This is a genomic window from Mycobacterium sp. SMC-8 (assembly GCF_025263565.1).
In the GTDB taxonomy this organism is placed as follows: Bacteria; Actinomycetota; Actinomycetes; order Mycobacteriales; family Mycobacteriaceae; genus Mycobacterium.
The window spans coordinates 2860476-2877832 of record NZ_CP079865.1 but is presented as its reverse complement, the minus strand read 5'-3'; the positions used below and the strand labels follow the sequence as shown (position 1 = coordinate 2877832).

Annotated in this window: 19 protein-coding genes; 4 read left to right on the top strand and 15 right to left on the bottom strand. The window is 69.4% G+C overall.

Going from position 1 to position 17357, the window contains the following annotated elements; genetic code table 11:
- Window positions 1-7: 7 nt before the first annotated feature.
- Both KXD97_RS14040 and glmS read right to left on the bottom strand, forming a co-directional pair.
- Entirely contained in the window at window positions 8-379 is a 372-nt protein-coding gene (locus KXD97_RS14040; protein ID WP_260757463.1) for an STAS domain-containing protein, read from the bottom strand.
- 138 nt (window positions 380-517) lie between these two features.
- Window positions 518-2383 (bottom strand): glutamine--fructose-6-phosphate transaminase (isomerizing), encoded by a 1866-nt coding sequence (gene glmS / locus KXD97_RS14035; RefSeq protein WP_260757462.1) that lies wholly within the window; start codon window positions 2381-2383, stop codon window positions 518-520.
- A gap of 55 nt (window positions 2384-2438) precedes the next feature.
- On the opposite strand from glmS, the gene KXD97_RS14030 reads away from it, so the two are divergent.
- Window positions 2439-3284 carry a dienelactone hydrolase family protein gene (locus KXD97_RS14030; protein WP_260757461.1) on the top strand — a complete coding sequence of 282 codons (846 nt, stop codon included), beginning with the start codon at window positions 2439-2441 and terminating at the stop codon, window positions 3282-3284.
- A gap of 61 nt (window positions 3285-3345) precedes the next feature.
- Complete coding sequence (locus KXD97_RS14025; protein ID WP_260757964.1) at window positions 3346-4386, top strand: LLM class F420-dependent oxidoreductase; 1041 nt, start codon at window positions 3346-3348, stop codon at window positions 4384-4386.
- 1 nt (window position 4387) lies between these two features.
- Here the strand turns inward: KXD97_RS14025 and KXD97_RS14020 are convergent, their stop codons facing one another.
- Window positions 4388-4972 (bottom strand): TetR/AcrR family transcriptional regulator, encoded by a 585-nt coding sequence (locus tag KXD97_RS14020; protein WP_260757963.1) that lies wholly within the window; start codon window positions 4970-4972, stop codon window positions 4388-4390.
- Between the two features lie 35 nt (window positions 4973-5007).
- On the opposite strand from KXD97_RS14020, the gene KXD97_RS14015 reads away from it, so the two are divergent.
- Window positions 5008-6150, top strand: coding sequence for an acyl-CoA dehydrogenase family protein (locus KXD97_RS14015; protein ID WP_260757459.1), 1143 nt, complete (start codon window positions 5008-5010; stop codon window positions 6148-6150).
- Here KXD97_RS14015 and KXD97_RS14010 read toward each other — a convergent pair.
- The 8 genes from KXD97_RS14010 to adh all read right to left on the bottom strand — a co-directional run bounded on the left by KXD97_RS14010 (window position 6125) and on the right by adh (window position 13592).
- A complete protein-coding gene (locus KXD97_RS14010; protein ID WP_260757458.1) occupies window positions 6125-6739 on the bottom strand; it encodes a hypothetical protein in 615 nt (204 codons plus the stop codon). The two genes, KXD97_RS14015 and KXD97_RS14010, sit on opposite strands and share 26 nt — an antisense overlap.
- A gap of 11 nt (window positions 6740-6750) precedes the next feature.
- Window positions 6751-8202, bottom strand: coding sequence for a hypothetical protein (locus KXD97_RS14005; RefSeq protein ID WP_260757457.1), 1452 nt, complete (start codon window positions 8200-8202; stop codon window positions 6751-6753).
- 5 nt (window positions 8203-8207) lie between these two features.
- Entirely contained in the window at window positions 8208-8513 is a 306-nt protein-coding gene (locus KXD97_RS14000) for an ESX-1 secretion-associated protein (RefSeq protein ID WP_260757455.1), read from the bottom strand.
- Between the two features lie 43 nt (window positions 8514-8556).
- Entirely contained in the window at window positions 8557-9894 is a 1338-nt protein-coding gene (gene glmM, locus KXD97_RS13995) for a phosphoglucosamine mutase (protein WP_260757454.1), read from the bottom strand.
- Between the two features lie 140 nt (window positions 9895-10034).
- Entirely contained in the window at window positions 10035-10553 is a 519-nt protein-coding gene (locus KXD97_RS13990) for a hypothetical protein (RefSeq protein WP_260757453.1), read from the bottom strand.
- A 299-nt stretch (window positions 10554-10852) separates the two neighbouring features.
- A complete protein-coding gene (gene rpsI / locus KXD97_RS13985; protein ID WP_260757962.1) occupies window positions 10853-11266 on the bottom strand; it encodes a 30S ribosomal protein S9 in 414 nt (137 codons plus the stop codon).
- An 86-nt stretch (window positions 11267-11352) separates the two neighbouring features.
- On the bottom strand, window positions 11353-11796 hold the full coding sequence (gene rplM, locus KXD97_RS13980; protein ID WP_260757452.1) for a 50S ribosomal protein L13: 444 nt from the start codon (window positions 11794-11796) through the stop codon (window positions 11353-11355).
- Window positions 11797-12068: 272 nt separating this feature from the next.
- A complete protein-coding gene (gene adh, locus KXD97_RS13975; protein WP_260757451.1) occupies window positions 12069-13592 on the bottom strand; it encodes an aldehyde dehydrogenase in 1524 nt (507 codons plus the stop codon).
- Between the two features lie 138 nt (window positions 13593-13730).
- Between adh and KXD97_RS13970 the strand changes: the two genes are divergently transcribed.
- The gene (locus KXD97_RS13970; protein ID WP_260757450.1) at window positions 13731-14285 is read left to right on the top strand and encodes a TetR/AcrR family transcriptional regulator; all 555 of its coding nucleotides are present in this window, start codon (window positions 13731-13733) and stop codon (window positions 14283-14285) included.
- On the opposite strand, the gene KXD97_RS13965 is transcribed toward KXD97_RS13970, so the two are convergent.
- From KXD97_RS13965 to KXD97_RS13950, 4 genes are all read right to left on the bottom strand, one after another.
- Window positions 14251-15162, bottom strand: a complete 912-nt coding sequence (locus tag KXD97_RS13965; RefSeq protein WP_260757449.1) for an alpha/beta hydrolase — start codon at window positions 15160-15162, stop codon at window positions 14251-14253. The two genes, KXD97_RS13970 and KXD97_RS13965, sit on opposite strands and share 35 nt — an antisense overlap.
- 87 nt (window positions 15163-15249) lie before the next feature.
- The gene (locus tag KXD97_RS13960; protein ID WP_260757448.1) at window positions 15250-16548 is read right to left on the bottom strand and encodes a helix-turn-helix domain-containing protein; all 1299 of its coding nucleotides are present in this window, start codon (window positions 16546-16548) and stop codon (window positions 15250-15252) included.
- Between the two features lie 128 nt (window positions 16549-16676).
- The gene (locus KXD97_RS13955) at window positions 16677-16973 is read right to left on the bottom strand and encodes a WXG100 family type VII secretion target (protein ID WP_260757447.1); all 297 of its coding nucleotides are present in this window, start codon (window positions 16971-16973) and stop codon (window positions 16677-16679) included.
- A gap of 9 nt (window positions 16974-16982) precedes the next feature.
- On the bottom strand, window positions 16983-17315 hold the full coding sequence (locus KXD97_RS13950; RefSeq protein WP_260757445.1) for a WXG100 family type VII secretion target: 333 nt from the start codon (window positions 17313-17315) through the stop codon (window positions 16983-16985).
- Window positions 17316-17357 lie beyond the last annotated feature (42 nt).

The following is a 17357-nucleotide window of genomic DNA, read 5'->3' as shown; positions in this document are numbered from 1 at the left end:
GCTGAGCTCAGCGCTGCCGGCCGCGCAGCGCGTCTTCGACCGTCGGGTACAGGTCGATGACCGTGTCGATCCGCATCAAGTGCAGGGGACGGCTGGTCGCGGGCCCCTCGGCGACGACGCGCAGGGAGATGTTCGCGCGTTCGGTGAGCCGGTGGGTCTCGACAAGCACGCTGATGCCGGCCGACGACAGAAACCCGACGTCGGTGATGTCGACGATCAGGACCGCCGGCGAGTCCGCCAGTGCCACGTCCAGATGCGTGACCAAGGTGGGTGCGGTGAGGACGTCGAGATCGCCCGCCACGTGCAACACCAGCAGGTCGCCGTCGCGGCGCGGTGTGACAGTGAACCTGCCCCTGTACGTCTGACCAGATGAAGTCATTGCCGTCCCCCGGCTTCTAGAAATACATGCGTGCACAGCCATGCCGACGGTTAGCGTGGTTCTGACGCCCCGCGGCGGCCACCGCTGCTGTTCAACGGCTCATTAAGAGGTGTATCGCCGAAACAGCGCCGCGTGTTACTACTCGACGGTGACCGACTTCGCCAGGTTTCGCGGCTTGTCCACGTCGTAACCGCGGGCCTGGGCCACCCCGGCCGAGAACAGCTGCATCGGGATGGTCGACAACAGAGGCTGGAAAAGCGTTGACACCGCCGGAATCTCGATCAGGTGATCCGCGTAGGGTTGCACCGCCTCGTCGCCCTCCTCGGCGATCACGATGGTGACGGCGCCGCGGGCCTGGATCTCGCGGATGTTCGACAGCAGCTTGGAGTGCAGCGTGGCCGCGTTCTTCGGCGACGGCATCACGACGATGACCGGCAGATCGTCCTCGATCAGCGCGATCGGACCGTGTTTGAGTTCACCGGCGGCGAAGCCCTCGGCGTGCATGTACGCCAGTTCCTTGAGCTTGAGCGCGCCCTCGAGCGCCACCGGATAGCCCACGTGGCGGCCCAGGAACAGCACCGTCTGCGAGGCGGCGAACTGCTTGGCCAGTTGCACCACCGGTTCGGCGGTGTCCAGCACCCGCGAGATCAGCTCGGGCATGGCCTCCAGATCGTGGTACTCGCGCGCCACCTCGTCGGGGTACTTGGTGCCACGGGCCTGCGCAAGCGCAAGTCCGACAAGGTAATTCGCGGTGATCTGGGCCAGGAACGTCTTGGTCGACGCCACCCCGATCTCCGGCCCGGCGCGGGTGTAGAGCACCGCGTCGCACTCGCGGGGAATCTGGCTGCCGTTGGTGTTGCAGATGGCCAGCACCTTGGCCTTCTGCTCCTTGGCGTGCCGGACCGCCTCCAGGGTGTCGGCGGTCTCGCCCGACTGCGAGATCGCGACGACGAGGGTGTGGCTGTCCAGAACCGGGTCGCGGTACCGGAACTCGCTGGCCAGCTCGACCTCCACCGGGAGCCGGGTCCAGTGCTCGATCGCGTACTTGGCCAACAACCCGGAGTGGTAGGCGGTGCCGCAGGCCACCACGAAGACCTTGTCGACGTCGCGCAGCTCCTGGTCGGAGAGTCGCTGCTCGTCGAGCACGATCCGGTTGTCGGCGAAGTGGCCGAGCAGCGTGTCGGAGACCGCGGCGGGCTGCTCGGCGATCTCCTTGAGCATGAAGTACTCGTAGCCGCCCTTCTCGGCGGCCGAGGTGTCCCAGTCGATGTGGAACTCGCGGTAGTCCTGGGTGTCGGCCCCGTGGAAGTCGGTGATCCGGTAGCCGTCCGCGGTGACGACGACGGCCTGGTCCTGACCCAGCTCCACCGCGTCTCGGGTGTGCTCGATGAACGCCGCGACGTCCGAGCCGACGAACATCTCGCCGTCGCCGACGCCGAGCACCAGCGGTGTCGAGCGACGCGCGGCCACGATGGTGCCGGGATCGTCGGCGTGGGCGAACACCAGCGTGAAATGGCCTTCCAGGCGGCGCAGCACCGCCAGCACTGACGCGGGGAAGTCTCCGGCCGTCTCACCGTGCACATACTCGCGGGCGAGCAGGTGGACGGCGACCTCGGTGTCGGTGTCGCTGGCGAACTCGACGCCGGCGGCTTCGAGCTCGGCGCGCAGCGGCGCGAAGTTCTCGATGATGCCGTTGTGGACGACGGCGACCTTGCCGGACGCGTCGCGGTGCGGGTGGGCGTTGCGGTCGGTGGGCCTGCCGTGGGTGGCCCACCGCGTGTGACCGAGCCCGGTCGCGCCGACCAGGTGGTCGGCTCCGCTCTCGGTGAGGGCGGCCTCCAGATTGGCCAGCCGGCCCGCCTTTCGGCGCACGGTGAGTCCGCCCTTTCCGTCGAGCAGCGCGACGCCGGCGGAGTCGTAGCCCCGGTACTCCATGCGGCGTAGCGCGTCGACGACGATGTCGCAGGCAGGGCGCTGCCCGACATAGCCGACGATTCCGCACATAGCCCACCAGGGTACGGCAGAAGACGCCCCGGGCCGGTTGGGCTACGGTCATCGGGTGGCCAGCACGAAGAAGCTCTTTGCCGCGTTGACTCGCCGTGGACCGCACCGGGTTTTGCGCGGTGACCTGGCCTTTGCCGGCCCACCGGGCGTCGTGTACACCCCGGCGGAGGGCAAGAATCTGCCCGGCGTGGCGTTCGCCCACGATTGGATCACATCGGCCGACCGCTACCACGGAACCTTGGAGCACCTGGCTTCCTGGGGAATCGTGGCCGCGGCCCCCAACACCGAGACCCGCCTGGCGCCGTCGGTGCTCAATCTCGCCTACGACCTCGGCACGACGCTCGACATCATCACCGGCGTGCGCCTCGGTCCGGGTGAGATCAGCGTGCACCCGAACAAGCTGGGCGTCGTCGGGCACGGGTTCGGGGCGTCGGCGGCGGTGTTCGCGGCGGCGGGTCTTCCGGTCAAGCCGCAGGGAGTGGTCGCGGCGTATCCGACGGTGTCCAGCCCTCCGGCCGAAGCGCCGGCCGCGGGGTTGACGGTTCCCGGCCTGATCCTGACCGATCCCGGCGACCCGATGACGCTGCGGTCCAACGCGGTGGAGATGGCCAGGGCGTGGAAGAGCGCGACGCTGCGAGCCACCTCCAACACCAAGTCCGGCGGTCTGGTCGAGGGCCGGCGACTGGCCACCGTGGTGGGACTACCGGGCGCCAACCGGGGCACACAGAAGATCGTGCGTGCGCTGATGACCGGTTTCCTGCTGCACACGCTGGCCGGCGACAAGACCTACCGCGATTTCGCCGACGCGCACGCCGAGCTGCCGAAGGCAACGGTGATGGATCCGTTCGCCGACGACCCGGTCGACTTGGAGAACAAGGTCGTCGCCCTCCTCAAACCCTGACCCCGGGCCGGAATTTCCCAACCAACCGGTTGGGTGCTATACCTGGTCCATGTCTCCTGCGATGCGGACCGGGATCTTCCTCAGCTATGCCGGCGGGTTTCTTGAAGCCGTCGACGAGGTCGTCGAATGCGAGAAGATCGGGGTCGACATCGCGCTGGTGGCCGAGGCGTACTCCTATGACGCGGTCAGCCAGCTGGGCTTCCTGGCCGCCAGGACCTCGCGGATCGAGCTCGGCACCGGCGTCGTGCCGATCTACACCCGTACCCCCGCGCTGATGGCGATGACGGCCGCGGGCATCGACTACGTCTCCGACGGCCGGTTCCGGCTCGGTCTCGGCACGTCGGGCCCGCAGGTGGTCGAGGGCTTCCACGGGGTGCCGTTCGACGCACCGCTGGGCCGCACCCGCGAGGTCGTCGAGATCTGCCGACAGGTGTGGCGGCGCGAGCGGCTGAGTTATGACGGCAAGCACTACCAGCTGCCACTGCCGGCAGACCGCGGCACCGGCCTCGGCAAACCGCTGAAGCTGATCAATCACCCTGTGCGCGAACGCATCCCGATCACCATCGCCGCCCTCGGGCCGAAGAACGTGGAGCTGACCGCCGAGATCGCCGAGGGCTGGCAGCCGGTGTTCTTCTACCCGGAGAAGGCCGACGAGGTGTGGGGCGACGCGCTGCGCGCGGGCGCGGCCCGCCGTGACCAAAAGCTGGGTCCGCTGGATGTGATGGTCAGCGCCAGCCTGGCGATCGGCGACGATGTCGATGACCGATTGGCTTGGGCCAAGCCACAATTGGCGCTCTATATCGGCGGCATGGGCGCCCGGGGTAAGAACTTCTATCACAACCTCGCGACCCGGTACGGCTTCGGCGAGGTAGCCGACCACATCCAGGACCTCTACCTGGCGGGCAAGAAGGCCGAGGCCATCGACGCGGTGCCCGACGAGCTGGTGCGCCAGGTGTCGCTGGTCGGCCCGGCCGGGTTCGTCAAGGAGCGGCTGGCCGCCTACGCCGAAGCCGGTGTCACGACGATGCTGGTCCACCCGCTCTCCGGCGACCGGCGCGAGACCATGAAGTTCGTCGAGGAACTGCAGAACCTGCTGCCCTGACTCACGCCTGGATGCCGCCGGTCAGAATGGCGGCAAGCTCACGGTAGGCGTCGGCGTCGTCGAGTCCAGTGTTGTCCCGCACCACGCGCTGCTGGATGCGCACCATCACCGTGGCCACCAGATCGGCCGCGAACGCCGCATGGACGTCCCGGAACTCCCCGGCGGCGACACCGTCGGCGATCAACTCCTGGACCCGGCGCGCGGCGATGCGAGTGTTCTTCTCGTAGATGGTGCGGGCGGGCGGGAACGCATCCAGATCCGACATGAACTGATCTGATGCCGGGTCGAGGGCTGCGCCCACCGCGCTCAGATAGGCCGCGATGCGATCCCGGGCCCCGGCGACGGCGACCACCGTGGCTTCGACCGATTCGGTCGCCGTCCGGAAGAAATGCACCGTGGCCGCCTGGACGAGCTGTTCCTTGCTGCCGGCCAGCGTGTACAGCGTGGACTTCGAGCACCGCAGGCGCGCGGCGATCTCGTCCAGCGTCAGATGCGCGAAGCCCTCGGCCAGAAACAGCGCAGTGAGCGCGTCGAACAACTCGGTGCGGCGCGGGGTGGCGAACGCGGGCCTGGTCACCGAGCCGATAGTACTAGAAGCTGTCCTGTAGTACTGTCCTGCGTATGGCTGTCGAGCGTCTCCTGCCCACCGACGAAGCGCGAGAGCTCATCGACCTCGCCCGGCAGATCGCCGACAAGGTGCTCGACCCGATCGTCGATCAGCACGAGAAAGACGAGACCTACCCCGAAGGGGTGTTCGCGACGCTGGGTGAAGCGGGGCTACTGAGCTTGCCCTACCCCGAACAGTGGGGCGGTGGCGGCCAGCCCTACGAGGTGTATCTGCAGGTGCTCGAAGAGCTCGCCGCCAGATGGGCGGCGGTGGCCGTCGCGGTCAGCGTGCACAGTCTTTCCTGCCACCCGCTGATGAGCTTCGGCACCGACGAGCAGCGTCAGCGCTGGCTTCCCGAGATGCTGGGCGGATCGACGATCGGCGCCTACAGCCTGTCCGAACCGCAGGCCGGATCCGATGCCGCCGCGCTGGCCTGCAAGGCCGTCGCCGCCGACGGCGGTTACCGCATCAACGGCGCGAAGGCGTGGATCACCCACGGCGGTATCGCCGACTTCTACAATCTGTTCGCCCGCACCGGCGAAGGCCCGCAAGGCATCTCGTGCTTTCTGGTTCCCAGGGACACCGAAGGGCTGACCTTCGGGAGACCGGAGGAGAAGATGGGGTTGCACGCGGTGCCGACAACCGCCGCGCACTACGACAACGCGTTCATCGACGCACAGCGCCGTATCGGGGCCGAGGGCCAGGGTCTGCAGATCGCTTTCAGCGCGCTGGATTCCGGGCGGCTCGGCATCGCCGCGGTCGCGGTCGGGCTGGCCCAGGCCGCGCTCGACGAAGCGGTTGACTACAGCCAGCAGCGAACGACATTCGGCCGCAAGATCATCGATCATCAGGGTTTGGCGTTCCTGCTGGCCGACATGGCCGCCGCGGTCGATGCCGCACGGGCCACCTACTTGGACGCCGCGCGGCGTCGCGACGCGGGGCTGCCGTACTCACGGCACGCGTCGGTCGCCAAGCTCACCGCCACCGACGCGGCGATGAAGGTGACCACCGACGCCGTCCAGGTGCTCGGCGGCGCCGGCTACACCCGTGACTACCGGGTGGAGCGGTTCATGCGCGAAGCGAAGATCACGCAGATCTTCGAGGGCACCAACCAGATTCAGCGGTTGGTGATCAGTCGCCACCTGGCGCGCGGCTGACGGTGTCGCACACCGGCGGGCCCGCCTGTGGCCGCCGAGCGACTGCAAGTTCGCCGATCAGCGCGGCGACCACACCGAAGGCGAAATACAGCGGCACCAGGAAGGGCGCGACGCCGAACAGACCGTCCGACGCCGGGTGGTAGGCGAACACGTCCATATGCACGAGCGCGATCTCCACGGCGGGGCCGATCACGGCGATGACGGTCCCGCAGGCCGCGCCCGGTCCGTCACCGAGTACACACCAGATGATGACCGCCGCCGCGCCGATCAGTGCGGTGACCGGGACGGTCGGGGCGGTGTGCACGAGCGCGGTGGTGACGTAGGCGCCCACGACCGCGGCGATGCCGGCGAGCGCCCGGCGGGCGGTGACGTCGGACCGGGGCGCGGGCAGGCGCAGCCGCAACTCGGCCAGCGACACCGTCGCCGCCCCGACCAGAACCGGAAACCACAGGGGACTGCTCCAGATGAACGGCACCGCGTCGGTGTAGTAGACGGTCGTCCCGGTCACGACGTGGCTGTGATCGCCGATCAGCGCCGCCGTGGCGCCGAGCAGGAACAGCGCCACGGCCTCCGCGATACGCAATCTCACGCCGGGTGACGCTACCCCGCCGGCTCTCCGACTTGAGGTACTTCGCCGGCGGCGATCTCACACGGTGTCTGCTCCCCGGCGACCGGGGCGGCCGGGGGTAACGGTTCGGCCGGCGGTGGTGGTTCGGCGGGCGGGGGTGCCGGCACCGCGGTGGGCACCGCAGGCTCGCAGGGCTCATCCGGTTCCTCGGCGGGTTCAGGCGCGACGTCCGTGGCGCGCTGGGCGTCCGCCGCGACACCGTCCTGTGCGGCCTCCTCCTCTTTGTCCTCTTTCTCCTCTTTGTCCTCTTTCTCTTCGTCTTCCGCGGCCTGTTCGGGCTCGTCGAGCTCCGGTTCGTCGAGGTCGGGCGCGTCGAGGCCCGGTGGTTCGGGAGGGTCGGGGAGGTCCGGGAGGCCGCTCCCACCCAGCAGACCGCTCAGCGTGTCGGCGAACTGTCGGCCCACCCCGGACAATCCCCCGCCGACGTCGGGGAAGGCTCCAGCCCCCAACCCCGGCCCCGCGCCTGCCGGCGGCGTGACCGGCGGTGCCACGGGAGGAGTGAACGACGTTGCGGGCATTGGGGTTTCGGGCGCGGTCCATGCCGACGGCACGGTGGCCGGGCCGGGAGCCGGGACACCAGCGGGAGACCCGACGGCAGCGGCAGGTGCGGCAGGTGCGGCAGCAGCGGGAGCCGAGGAAGCGGGGACGGCGGCGGCGACCGGTGCGGCGGTCGGCTGCGGGCACCGAGCGTCCTCGTCGCAGCTCTCGGTGACCGACGAGGTCCACACCGGCCCCAGGTCGCCGGGGATGCCGAACACAGGCGGCATCCCAGCGCCGATCTCGGCCACCGAACGCTCGAAGGCGGCCGACACCGCCGCGACGGACTGTCGCATCGCCGACAGCCAGTCGGTCGCGACCGTGCCGGCGACGAAGGGCCTCACCGCCTGATCCACCAGCTCGCTGGCCGCGGCGCGGTCCCCGACACCGGTGGTCACCGTCGCAGCCGCCGCGAGCCACTCGGCGCGCGAGGCGGCGGCGCGTCCTTCGACGCCGGTGGCGGCGTCGGCCTTGTCCCCCACCGCCTGCCAGAGGTTCTCCCCCAACGCGGCCAACGTGTGCGCCGCGCTGCGCAGCGCCGCCACAGCGGCGGTCGACGCCTCGTCGTGGCGGCGCAGAAAATCGCCGGCGGCCTGGGCACCCGGACCGTGCCACGCCGCCGACAACTGTGTGAGCTGCCGTCCCTGGACGTCGGCGGCATCCTGGGCTGCGCGCGCCGAGTCCTCCAGCGCGGCGCAGTCGCGCCGCAGCACCATCAGATCCATTCCGTCTTCAGTGCTGTACCAGTCGGGCACCTGCGCCGGGTGCATCGTCAGGTCGGGGTGTTGATAACCGAGCTGGCGGCATGCCCACACGTAGTGCGCCACGGTGTCCACCGCGGCCCGCCCCTGGTCCAAACGCGTTGCGACATCCGGGTTCCCGGTCATAGCCGCTAGCCCAACCGCTCGGCGGCCCGCAGGTCGGCGGCCTGGTAGCGGTCCGCTGACGCACGCAGTGCCGCGGCGATCTCCTGCGCTGCTCGCGACCACTCGCGTAGCGTGGTCACGACGTCGGACAGCTTGTCGCGCAACGCATCACCGTGGGCGACGTGAGCGCGACCCGCCGTCGCTCCGTCGAACGCAAGACCGCTCAGGTGGTGGCGCACCGTTGAGTCGAGGATCGACGCCGCCGTCTCGTATTCGCGCGCGATCGCACGCACCGCCGCCGTGTCGACACGGGCCGCGCCTGAAGTTCCCATATGAGATTGGACGCCGGCGGGGCCCAGCCGGTTCCCGCGGGTTTCAGCTCTGCGCGCTGACCGACTCCGCCACCCGCGCCGCCATCTGTCGAGCGGTGTCCTCGTCGGCGGCCTCCACCATGACGCGGACCACCTGTTCGGTTCCGGAGGGACGCAACAGGATTCGGCCGGTGTCCCCGAGCTCGGCCTCGACGCTGGCGACCGCGTCGCGCACCGACGGCGCGTCGGCGACGGTCGCCTTGTCGGCGACCGCGACGTTGATGAGCACCTGCGGCAACGTCTGCATCGGTTCGGCGAGGTCGGCGAGGCCGCGGCCGGTCTGAGCCATCCTGGCCATCAGACGCAGACCCGTCACGATGCCGTCTCCGGTGGTCCCGAAGCTCGGCAGCACGATGTGCCCGGACTGTTCGCCGCCGAGGGCGAATCTACCCGCGCGCAGTTCCTCCAGCACGTAGCGATCGCCGACGCCGGTGGTGCGCACCTCGATGCCGGCCGACCGCATCGCCAGGTGCAGCCCCATGTTGCTCATCACGGTCGCGACGAGGGTGTCGGAGGTCAGCTCGCCGGTTTCCTGCATCGCCAGGGCGAGCACCACCATGATCGCGTCACCGTCGATGACGCGTCCGTGCGCGTCGACGGCCAGGCACCGGTCGGCGTCGCCGTCATGGGCCAGGCCGAGGTCGGCGCCGTAGGAGACCACCGCCGAGCGCAGTGCCTGCATATGGGTTGATCCGCAGCCGTCGTTGATGTTCAGGCCGTCCGGTTCGGCGTGGATCGGGATGACGTTGGCGCCCGCGGCGCGGTAGGCGCGGGGGGCCGCATCCGAGGCGGCTCCGTGGGCGCAGTCGACGACCACGGTCAGCGCGTCGAGCCGCGTGGTCGCCGCCTTGCCGACGTGGCGCAGGTAGCGCTCCAGGGCGTCGTCGGCATCGACGACCCGGCCGACGCCCGCGCCGGTCGGGCGCGCGCCGGGGCCCTGCCGCACCAGCTCCTCGATGCGGTCTTCGGTGGCGTCGTCGAGTTTGTGGCCGCCGGGACCGAAAATCTTGATGCCGTTGTCGGGCATGGGGTTGTGCGACGCCGAGATCATGACCCCGAAGTCGGCGTCGTAGGCGCTGGTCAGGTACGCGACCGCCGGTGTCGGCAACACCCCGACCCGCAGGGTGTCCACACCTTCGCTGGCGATCCCGGCGATGACGGCCGCTTCCAGCATCTCACCGCTGGCCCGCGGGTCACGTCCGACGACAGCGACTCGCCTGCGGGTCTCACCGGATCTGCCGAGTCGCCGCGCCGCCGCCGCCCCCAGTGCCATCGCCAGCTCGGCGGTCAGGTCCTGGTTGGCGACGCCGCGCACCCCATCAGTGCCGAACAGTCGAGCCATCGTGACAACCTCTCACAGGTCTGGGCTCCCGAGCCAATTCCGCCTCGGCGTGATTATCCACGCCACAGTTGCGTTTCCGGCCCCAAAACGGCTCACCGCCCGCACCCTGTCGCGGATGCGGGCGGCGAGAAGAGGGTCAATTACCCTTCGTCGTTCTCACTGGGCAGCGGCGAGTTGCCGTCCTCGCCGGCCCCGGTGCCCTCGGGGGCGCCCAGGCCCTCGCCGGTACCGGAGGTACCCTCAGGCGCAGTCTCCTCAGCCGGCGCCTCCCCGGCCGGAGCCTCCTCGGCCGGCGCCTGCGGGGCAGGGGACTCTGCCGGAGCCGCCGGGGCGGCCACATTCTGGGTGACCAGGAGGTCACCACCCGGCAGTCCGGAGCACACCGTCTGCTGGACACCGTCTGCGTCGACCCGCGTCGCCGTCGTGGTCACATCAGCGGGCACCGCGCCACAGATCGCGGCGGCCGCGGCGGCGGCCCTGTCGACGGTCACGCCTTCAGCCAGCGTGACGTCCCCGATGGTCAGGTTCACCAGGCCGTCGGCGGCCGGGGCGGGCTGTGCGGGGTCGGCCGGCTGGGCATGCGCCAATCCGAGGCCGGCGGAGAAAAGCAGCGATCCACCGAGGACGGCACCCGCTGCGGCGTTCTTGACGAAGTTCATCAATCACTCCTTTGCTTTCGCGGAGCCGGGGGCGAGAAGGTCTCGCCGACGCAGTGACGCGCCCTGGCTCCAGATTTCGAGGGTTACGTACCCCGCCGACCGAATTCAAACCGCGCCGCTGCGCGAAAGCGGGTACCGGTGCGTGCCTAATTAACTATTTGCGTGACATTCCTGCACATAGGACCGCTGTGCTTTCCTGAAATAGTGATGTGTGACAGGACACATTTCGGCGCACGCACAAAAGACCGACGCCCGGCCGCTCGCATCGCGAGCAGACCGGGCGCCGGGACGTGAAACTGTCAGCGCTTGCTGTACTGAGGCGCCTTGCGGGCCTTCTTCAGTCCGTACTTCTTGCGTTCGGTGGCACGCGGGTCACGGGTGAGGAAGCCGGCCTTCTTCAGCGCCGGACGATCCTCGGGCTGGACCAGGATCAACGCGCGCGCGATGGCCAGGCGCAGCGCGCCGGCCTGGCCGGACGGGCCGCCGCCGTCGAGGTGGGCGTAGATGTCGAACTGATCGACGCGGTCGACCGTCACCAGCGGCGCCTTGATGAGCTGCTGGTGCACCTTGTTCGGGAAGTAGTTCTCCAAGGTGCGGCCGTCGAGGTTGAACTGTCCGGTGCCGGGGACCAGGCGGACCCGGACGACAGCCTCCTTGCGGCGGCCGACGGTCTGGATCGGACGGTCGATCAGCACGGGCTCGCGGGCGGCCACGTCGGCGTCGGCCTCGACGCTGTAGTCAGCGGTCTCGACGGCCTCGGGGGCGTCGGTGTATTCGGTCTCGGTTCCGATTTCGGATGTCACTGAGCCACCTGCTTGATCTCGTACACGGCCGGCTGCTGAGCGGCGTGCGGATGGTCCGGGCCGGCGTACACCTTCAACTTCTTCTGGACCTGACGGCCGAGCTTGTTGTGCGGCAACATGCCGGTGATCGCGTTCTCGACGACGCGGGTCGGGTGCTTCTGCAGCAACTCGCCGATGGAGCGCTTGCGCAGACCGCCGGGATACCCCGAGTGCCGGTAGGCGAACTTGTTGTTGAGCTTGTCGCCGCTGATGGCGACCTTATCGGCGTTGATCACGATGACGAAGTCACCGCCGTCGACATTGGGCGTGAATGTCGGCTTGTGCTTGCCGCGCAGCAGCTTGGCTGCTTCGACGGCGAGCCGGCCGAGCACCACGTCGGTGGCGTCGATGACGTACCACGAGCGCGTGGTGTCACCCGCCTTCGGCGTGTACGTAGACACAGCGTTACCTACTCTTTTCTCGGATGGATCCCGGGATCGACTCCCAGGTGCCGGTCAGGCGTGTGCATACCATCCGCCTCGGCGACCGGCAGGGACCCGAGGCGACCGACGACCGAAGGCCGGCGCACGCCAACGATGGAGCTTACCTGCGGGCGTCGCCGCAGGTCAAAACGCGCTGGGATACCATCGCCGGCCGTCAACGGTGCCTCCCCCGAAACACACATTCGCACGGACCGAGGGGGGTCCGTGCGAATGTGCGTCCGGTCAGCGGATCAGAAGAACCCGAGGGCCTTGTCGCTGTAGCTCACCAGCAGGTTCTTGGTCTGCTGGTAGTGGTCGAGCATCATCTTGTGGTTCTCGCGGCCGATGCCGGACTGCTTGTAGCCACCGAACGCGGCGTGCGCCGGGTACTGGTGGTAGCAGTTCGTCCACACCCGACCGGCCTTGATGTCACGGCCCGCGCGGTAGGCCGTGTTGCCGTCACGGCTCCACACGCCGGCGCCCAATCCGTAGAGGGTGTCGTTGGCGATCGAGATCGCGTCGTCGTAGTCGGTGAAGGACGTGACGGCCACGACGGGCCCGAAGATCTCCTCCTGGAAGATGCGCATCTTGTTGTTGCCGGTGAAGATCGTCGGCGCGACGAAGTAGCCGCCGTTGAGGTCACCGCCCAGCTCGGCGCGCTCGCCGCCGGTGATCACCTTGGCGCCCTCGCTCTTGCCGATCTCGATGTAGGACAGGATCTTCTCCAGCTGGTCGTTGGAGGCCTGCGCCCCGATCATCGTCTCGGTGTCGAGCGGATCACCCTGCCGCACCGCCTTGGTGCGGATCGCGGCCAGCGCGAGGAACTCGTCGTAGATGTCGGCCTGGATCAGCGAGCGCGACGGGCAGGTGCACACCTCGCCCTGGTTGAGGGCGAACATCGTGAAACCCTCGAGTGCCTTGTCCTGGTAGTTGTCCGCGGCGTTCATCACGTCGTTGAAGAAGATGTTGGGGCTCTTGCCGCCGAGCTCCAGGGTGACCGGGATCAGGTTCTGCGAGGCGTACTGCATGATCAGCCGGCCGGTGGTGGTCTCACCGGTGAACGCGATCTTGGCGATCCGGTTGCTCGACGCCAGCGGCTTGCCCGCCTCCACGCCGAAGCCGTTGACCACGTTGACCACGCCGGCGGGCAGCAGGTCGCCGATGACTTCCATCAGGTACAGGATCGAGGCCGGGGTCTGCTCGGCGGGCTTGAGCACGATCGCGTTGCCGGCCGCCAGCGCGGGGGCCAACTTCCAGACCGCCATCAGGATCGGGAAGTTCCACGGGATGATCTGGCCGACCACGCCGAGCGGCTCGTGGAAGTGGTAGGCGACGGTGTCGTCGTCGATTTCCGACAGCGAGCCCTCCTGGGCGCGGATCGCGCCGGCGAAGTACCGGAAGTGGTCCACGGCCAGCGGGATGTCGGCGTTGAGGGTTTCCCGGATCGGCTTGCCGTTGTCCCACGACTCGGCCAGCGCGATCGACTCGAGGTTCTCCTCGATGCGGTCGGCGATCTTGTTCAGGATCACGGCTCGTTCGGCGGCCGAGGTCTTGCCCCAGGCCGGCGCCGCGGCATGGGCGGCGTCGAGCGCCTTCTCGATGTCGGACTCGTCGGAGCGGGCCACCTCGGTGAAGGGCTGGCCGGTGATCGGCGTCGGGTTTTCGAAGTAGCGTCCGGCATTCGGCGCCACCCACTGGCCGCCGATGAAGTTGTCGTAGCGGGGCTTGAACGACATCAGGGAGCCGTCGGCCCCGGGGCGGGCGTACACAGTCATGGTGAAGTCTCCTGCTCGTGTGGTCTGCGTCACCGAAGCTACGCCTGCAACCGTTGCAGCACGGTTGCATCGTCGGACAGACTTGGCGACATCGACGCACCTCGCCGCACACCCCGCCAGCACCGTTCCCGCGAGACGGTGAACACGCTGGTGGAGGCCGCCGCGCAGGTGTTCTCCCGCGAGGGGCTGAACGCGACGACGAACCGGATCGCCGAGCGCGCGGGTCTGTCCATCGGCACGCTGTATCAGTACTTCCCGGACAAGTACGCGCTGTTGGAGGCGATCGCCGAGCGGCACGAGCGCGACGCCGACGGGCAGCTGACCGAGGTGTTTGCCCGGCTCCGGGCCGAGGCACCGCCTTTCGAGGCGACGATGCGCGTGGTGCTGGAGGCCGTGGTCGGCGCGCATGACGAGCGGCCACGGTTGCACGCCCTGCTGCACCGGCTGGTGCGGCCGACCGCCGATCAGCTCGCTGCGCTGACCGACCTCGAAGACCGCATCTGCGCCGAGGTGGCGTTCCACCTCAAGCGCTGCGGCCGCGGAGGTGACGACGTCGAGACGACGGCCCGGACCGTGGTCCATGCGATCGACGCACAACTACACCGGGTAATGCCGCGCGGCGAGTTCGACATCGGGGACGCGAGGGACGCGCTGATGATCACTGTGTGCCGGCTCGCTCCGCCACCCGGGTGACCGCGTCACGCAGCTGCGCCAGGCCGGGTTCCTCGATCGGGTAGTGCCCGCAGTTCTCCAGCAGCACCACCTCGGTGGGCGCCGAGATGCGCTGCAGGAAGCGGACACTCAATCCCGGCGGGGTCCAGGTGTCGGCAGCGGGCGCGACGAGCGTGACGGGTGCGGCATCGAACGACTCCGGTGCGGTGTGGCCGAAGTTCATCCAACTCGCCAGGAACCCGAGCGGGACGCTGACGCCGCCGCCGCGCGGGTCCGACGCGCACAGCTGTGACAGCCGCCGGTCGGTGCTCATCGCGGCCATGTCAGCGAGCCATCGGATCGGCACCCGTACCCGGCCCAGAACAGGATCGACCGCGCGCAGCAGCGCCGGCGCGGGCCTGCCCATCCAGGCGAAGCGGGTCGCCGCGGCGCGGGCCGCGGGGTCGGACAGGTCCAGCAGGCAGGTCGCGACGACGGCGGCGACCTGCCGGGTGCGGGCCGCGACCTCATAGGCCACCATGCCGCCCATGCTGGCGCCGAACAGGATCAGCGGGCGTGGGTCGGCGGCCCGTTCCGCGGTCACCAGGTCACACAGCAGGTCGATCCAGTCGTCGTAGCGCACGCCGGCCGGGTCGGGTACGACGGTGTCGCCGTAGATCGGAAGGTCGGGGGCGAGGACGTCGGCCCCGTCTCCGGCCGCGACCGCGGTGGCGGGCCACAGCGCGCCGCTGTATCCGCCGCCTCCGTGAACGAGCATGACGCGCACCGCAGCCTCGGCGACGACCGCGCGCGCGATGTGCACTGTGGCGCCGCGCCACGGCCACCACGTGCTGACCGGCGGGGTCATTGCGGCGGTGTAGGTGTCGGGGACGAACGCGGCGTAGCTGTGGATGTCCATCCCGATATCGTCGAATCACCTTGCCCACGTTGGCAACTCGCATCTGCACCGGCGTTGCGCTGGGCTTTTCGCGCGTTGCTCGGGTTTTCAGCCGAGTTCGAAGTCCAGACCGGCGAGGTGACCCCGGGCCCGGGCGCGGGCCACCGCGGTGAGTCCGGCGCTGTCGCGCAGCGCCTGCCACCCCTCGCGGTCGTCGCGCCCTTCGGGCAGCTCGAGCCACCGCCGCAGCAGATCGGTGCGGCCCTGCCGGCTCTCGGCGAGCATCGCATCACGCAGGGTCGTCGACAGCTGGGTGCGCAGCCGGGCGATGGCCGGGGACACCGACTGGGCGAGCAGCGGACCGGCGTAGCGGTTGAGCGCCGACTCGACATCGCCGGCGTCGAGGGCCTCGAACACCTCGCCGATATCGCTGGTGATCGGCGTCGACAGCCGGTACGGCCGGGACCCGAGGTTCTCGGCGCCGATGACTTTGCGCAGTCGCGACATCTCGGCGCGGACCGTGACGACGTCAAGGTCCTTGTCGTCGAGCAGCACCGCCAGATGGTCGGCCGACAGCCCCTCCGGATGACGGCTGAGCAGCACCAGGATGTCGGCATGGCGACCCGTCAGGTGGGTGGCCTGCAGGTGTCCGTACCGGTCGGTGGTCACCCAGCGCGGCCGGTCGCCCCCGAGCACCACCAGGTGAGGTCGGCGAGCGGCGGGCTCGGCCGCGGCTCCTGCCACCCGCAGCAGGGCCAGGTGATTCTCGACGGCCACCGCCGTGGCGCGCACCAGCGCCAGCGTCTGAGCCGACGCGACCTCCGAGCCCCCGGTCAGGTCGATGGCACCGAGCAGCGCGCCGGTGCTGGGATCGTGCACCGGCGCGGCGGTGCAACTCCACGGCTGGACGATGCGGGTGAAGTGTTCCGATCCGCGGATCTGCAGTTCACGGTCCAGTGCCAGCGCGGTGCCGGGCGCGTTGGTGCCGGCGCTGCGCTCACTCCAGTCGGCGCCGGGGACGAAGTTCATCGCCTCAGCCCGGCGGCACGCCTTCGGGTCGCCTTCAACCCACAGCAGTGTGCCGTCGGCGGCGCTCACCGCGACCACCACGCCGGAGTCGACGGCGTCGTCGACGAGGAGCCGCCGGATCACCGGCAGCGCGGGCGCCAGCGGATGGGTCTCACGCAGGCGCTCGATCGCGGTGACCGCCGCCCGCGCGCCGCCGAGGTTCGGATCCACCCCGACCGCGAGGCTGCGCTGCCAACTCTGCGCGACGACGGGGCGCACCGGAATAGAGCTCAGATAGGACGCGTCGACCTCGCCGGCAACGAACAATTCGTGGACAGCACGCAGCCCTTTCGACGGACGGGCGGATCCCCGTCCGGTCGATGTCTCTGAAGCTGCCACGTGGCGTTCCTTTGTGTCCGCCCTCACATGTGCTGCCACCCTAACGCAGCAACGCCGGTCAGAGTACTGCGCGACCCTCGATCGGCTCCCCTCCTTTCGAGGGCCGCGCAGTCCCGGGGTGAGGCGCGTCAGGCGCCCCAGGCGTTGGCGGCTCGGCGGTCGGTGTCGGCGACGTCGTCCGCGCCGTCCCGGACCGCGTTGCCGAGGCTGACCAGGATCTCGTTGAGCGCCGCCGCGGACTGTTCCCAGCGGGTCTGCTCGGCGCGGTACGCCTCGGCGGACTCCCGCGTCCACGTCGCCTGCAGCGGGGCGATCTGGGCGCGCAGGTCGTCGAGGGCGCCGTTGAGGCGGGCGGAGGTGCGGTGGATCTCCTGACGGACGGTGTACTCGATCTCACCGAAGTTGTAGGACAGCGTGTGGGTCATCGCCGCCGCCTACAGGTGCGCCGCGACGGAGGCGATCCGCTGCGAATGACCGTCGGCCACCTCGCGCAGGATTCGCTCGTTGTCCCGGATCGTCTCGGCGATGCGCGCCAGTGCGGCGTGCAACTTCATCGACTCCGCGTTCCAGCGCTCGACCACGTCGCGGAACCGGACCGCGGCCACGCCGCCCCACACCGACGGCGGCACACTGCTCATCGCGCCGATGAACGAGTGCAGCATGGCCCGGATCTCCTCGTTGCGCGCATCGGTCTTGCCTGCCACCGACAGCATGAGGTCGAGATCGGTGGTCAGCGCCGCCCCGGCGGCCCCTGACGGTGTCGGCATGTGAAGTCCTCTCGTAGCCTTGAAAAAGCGATATACAGATTG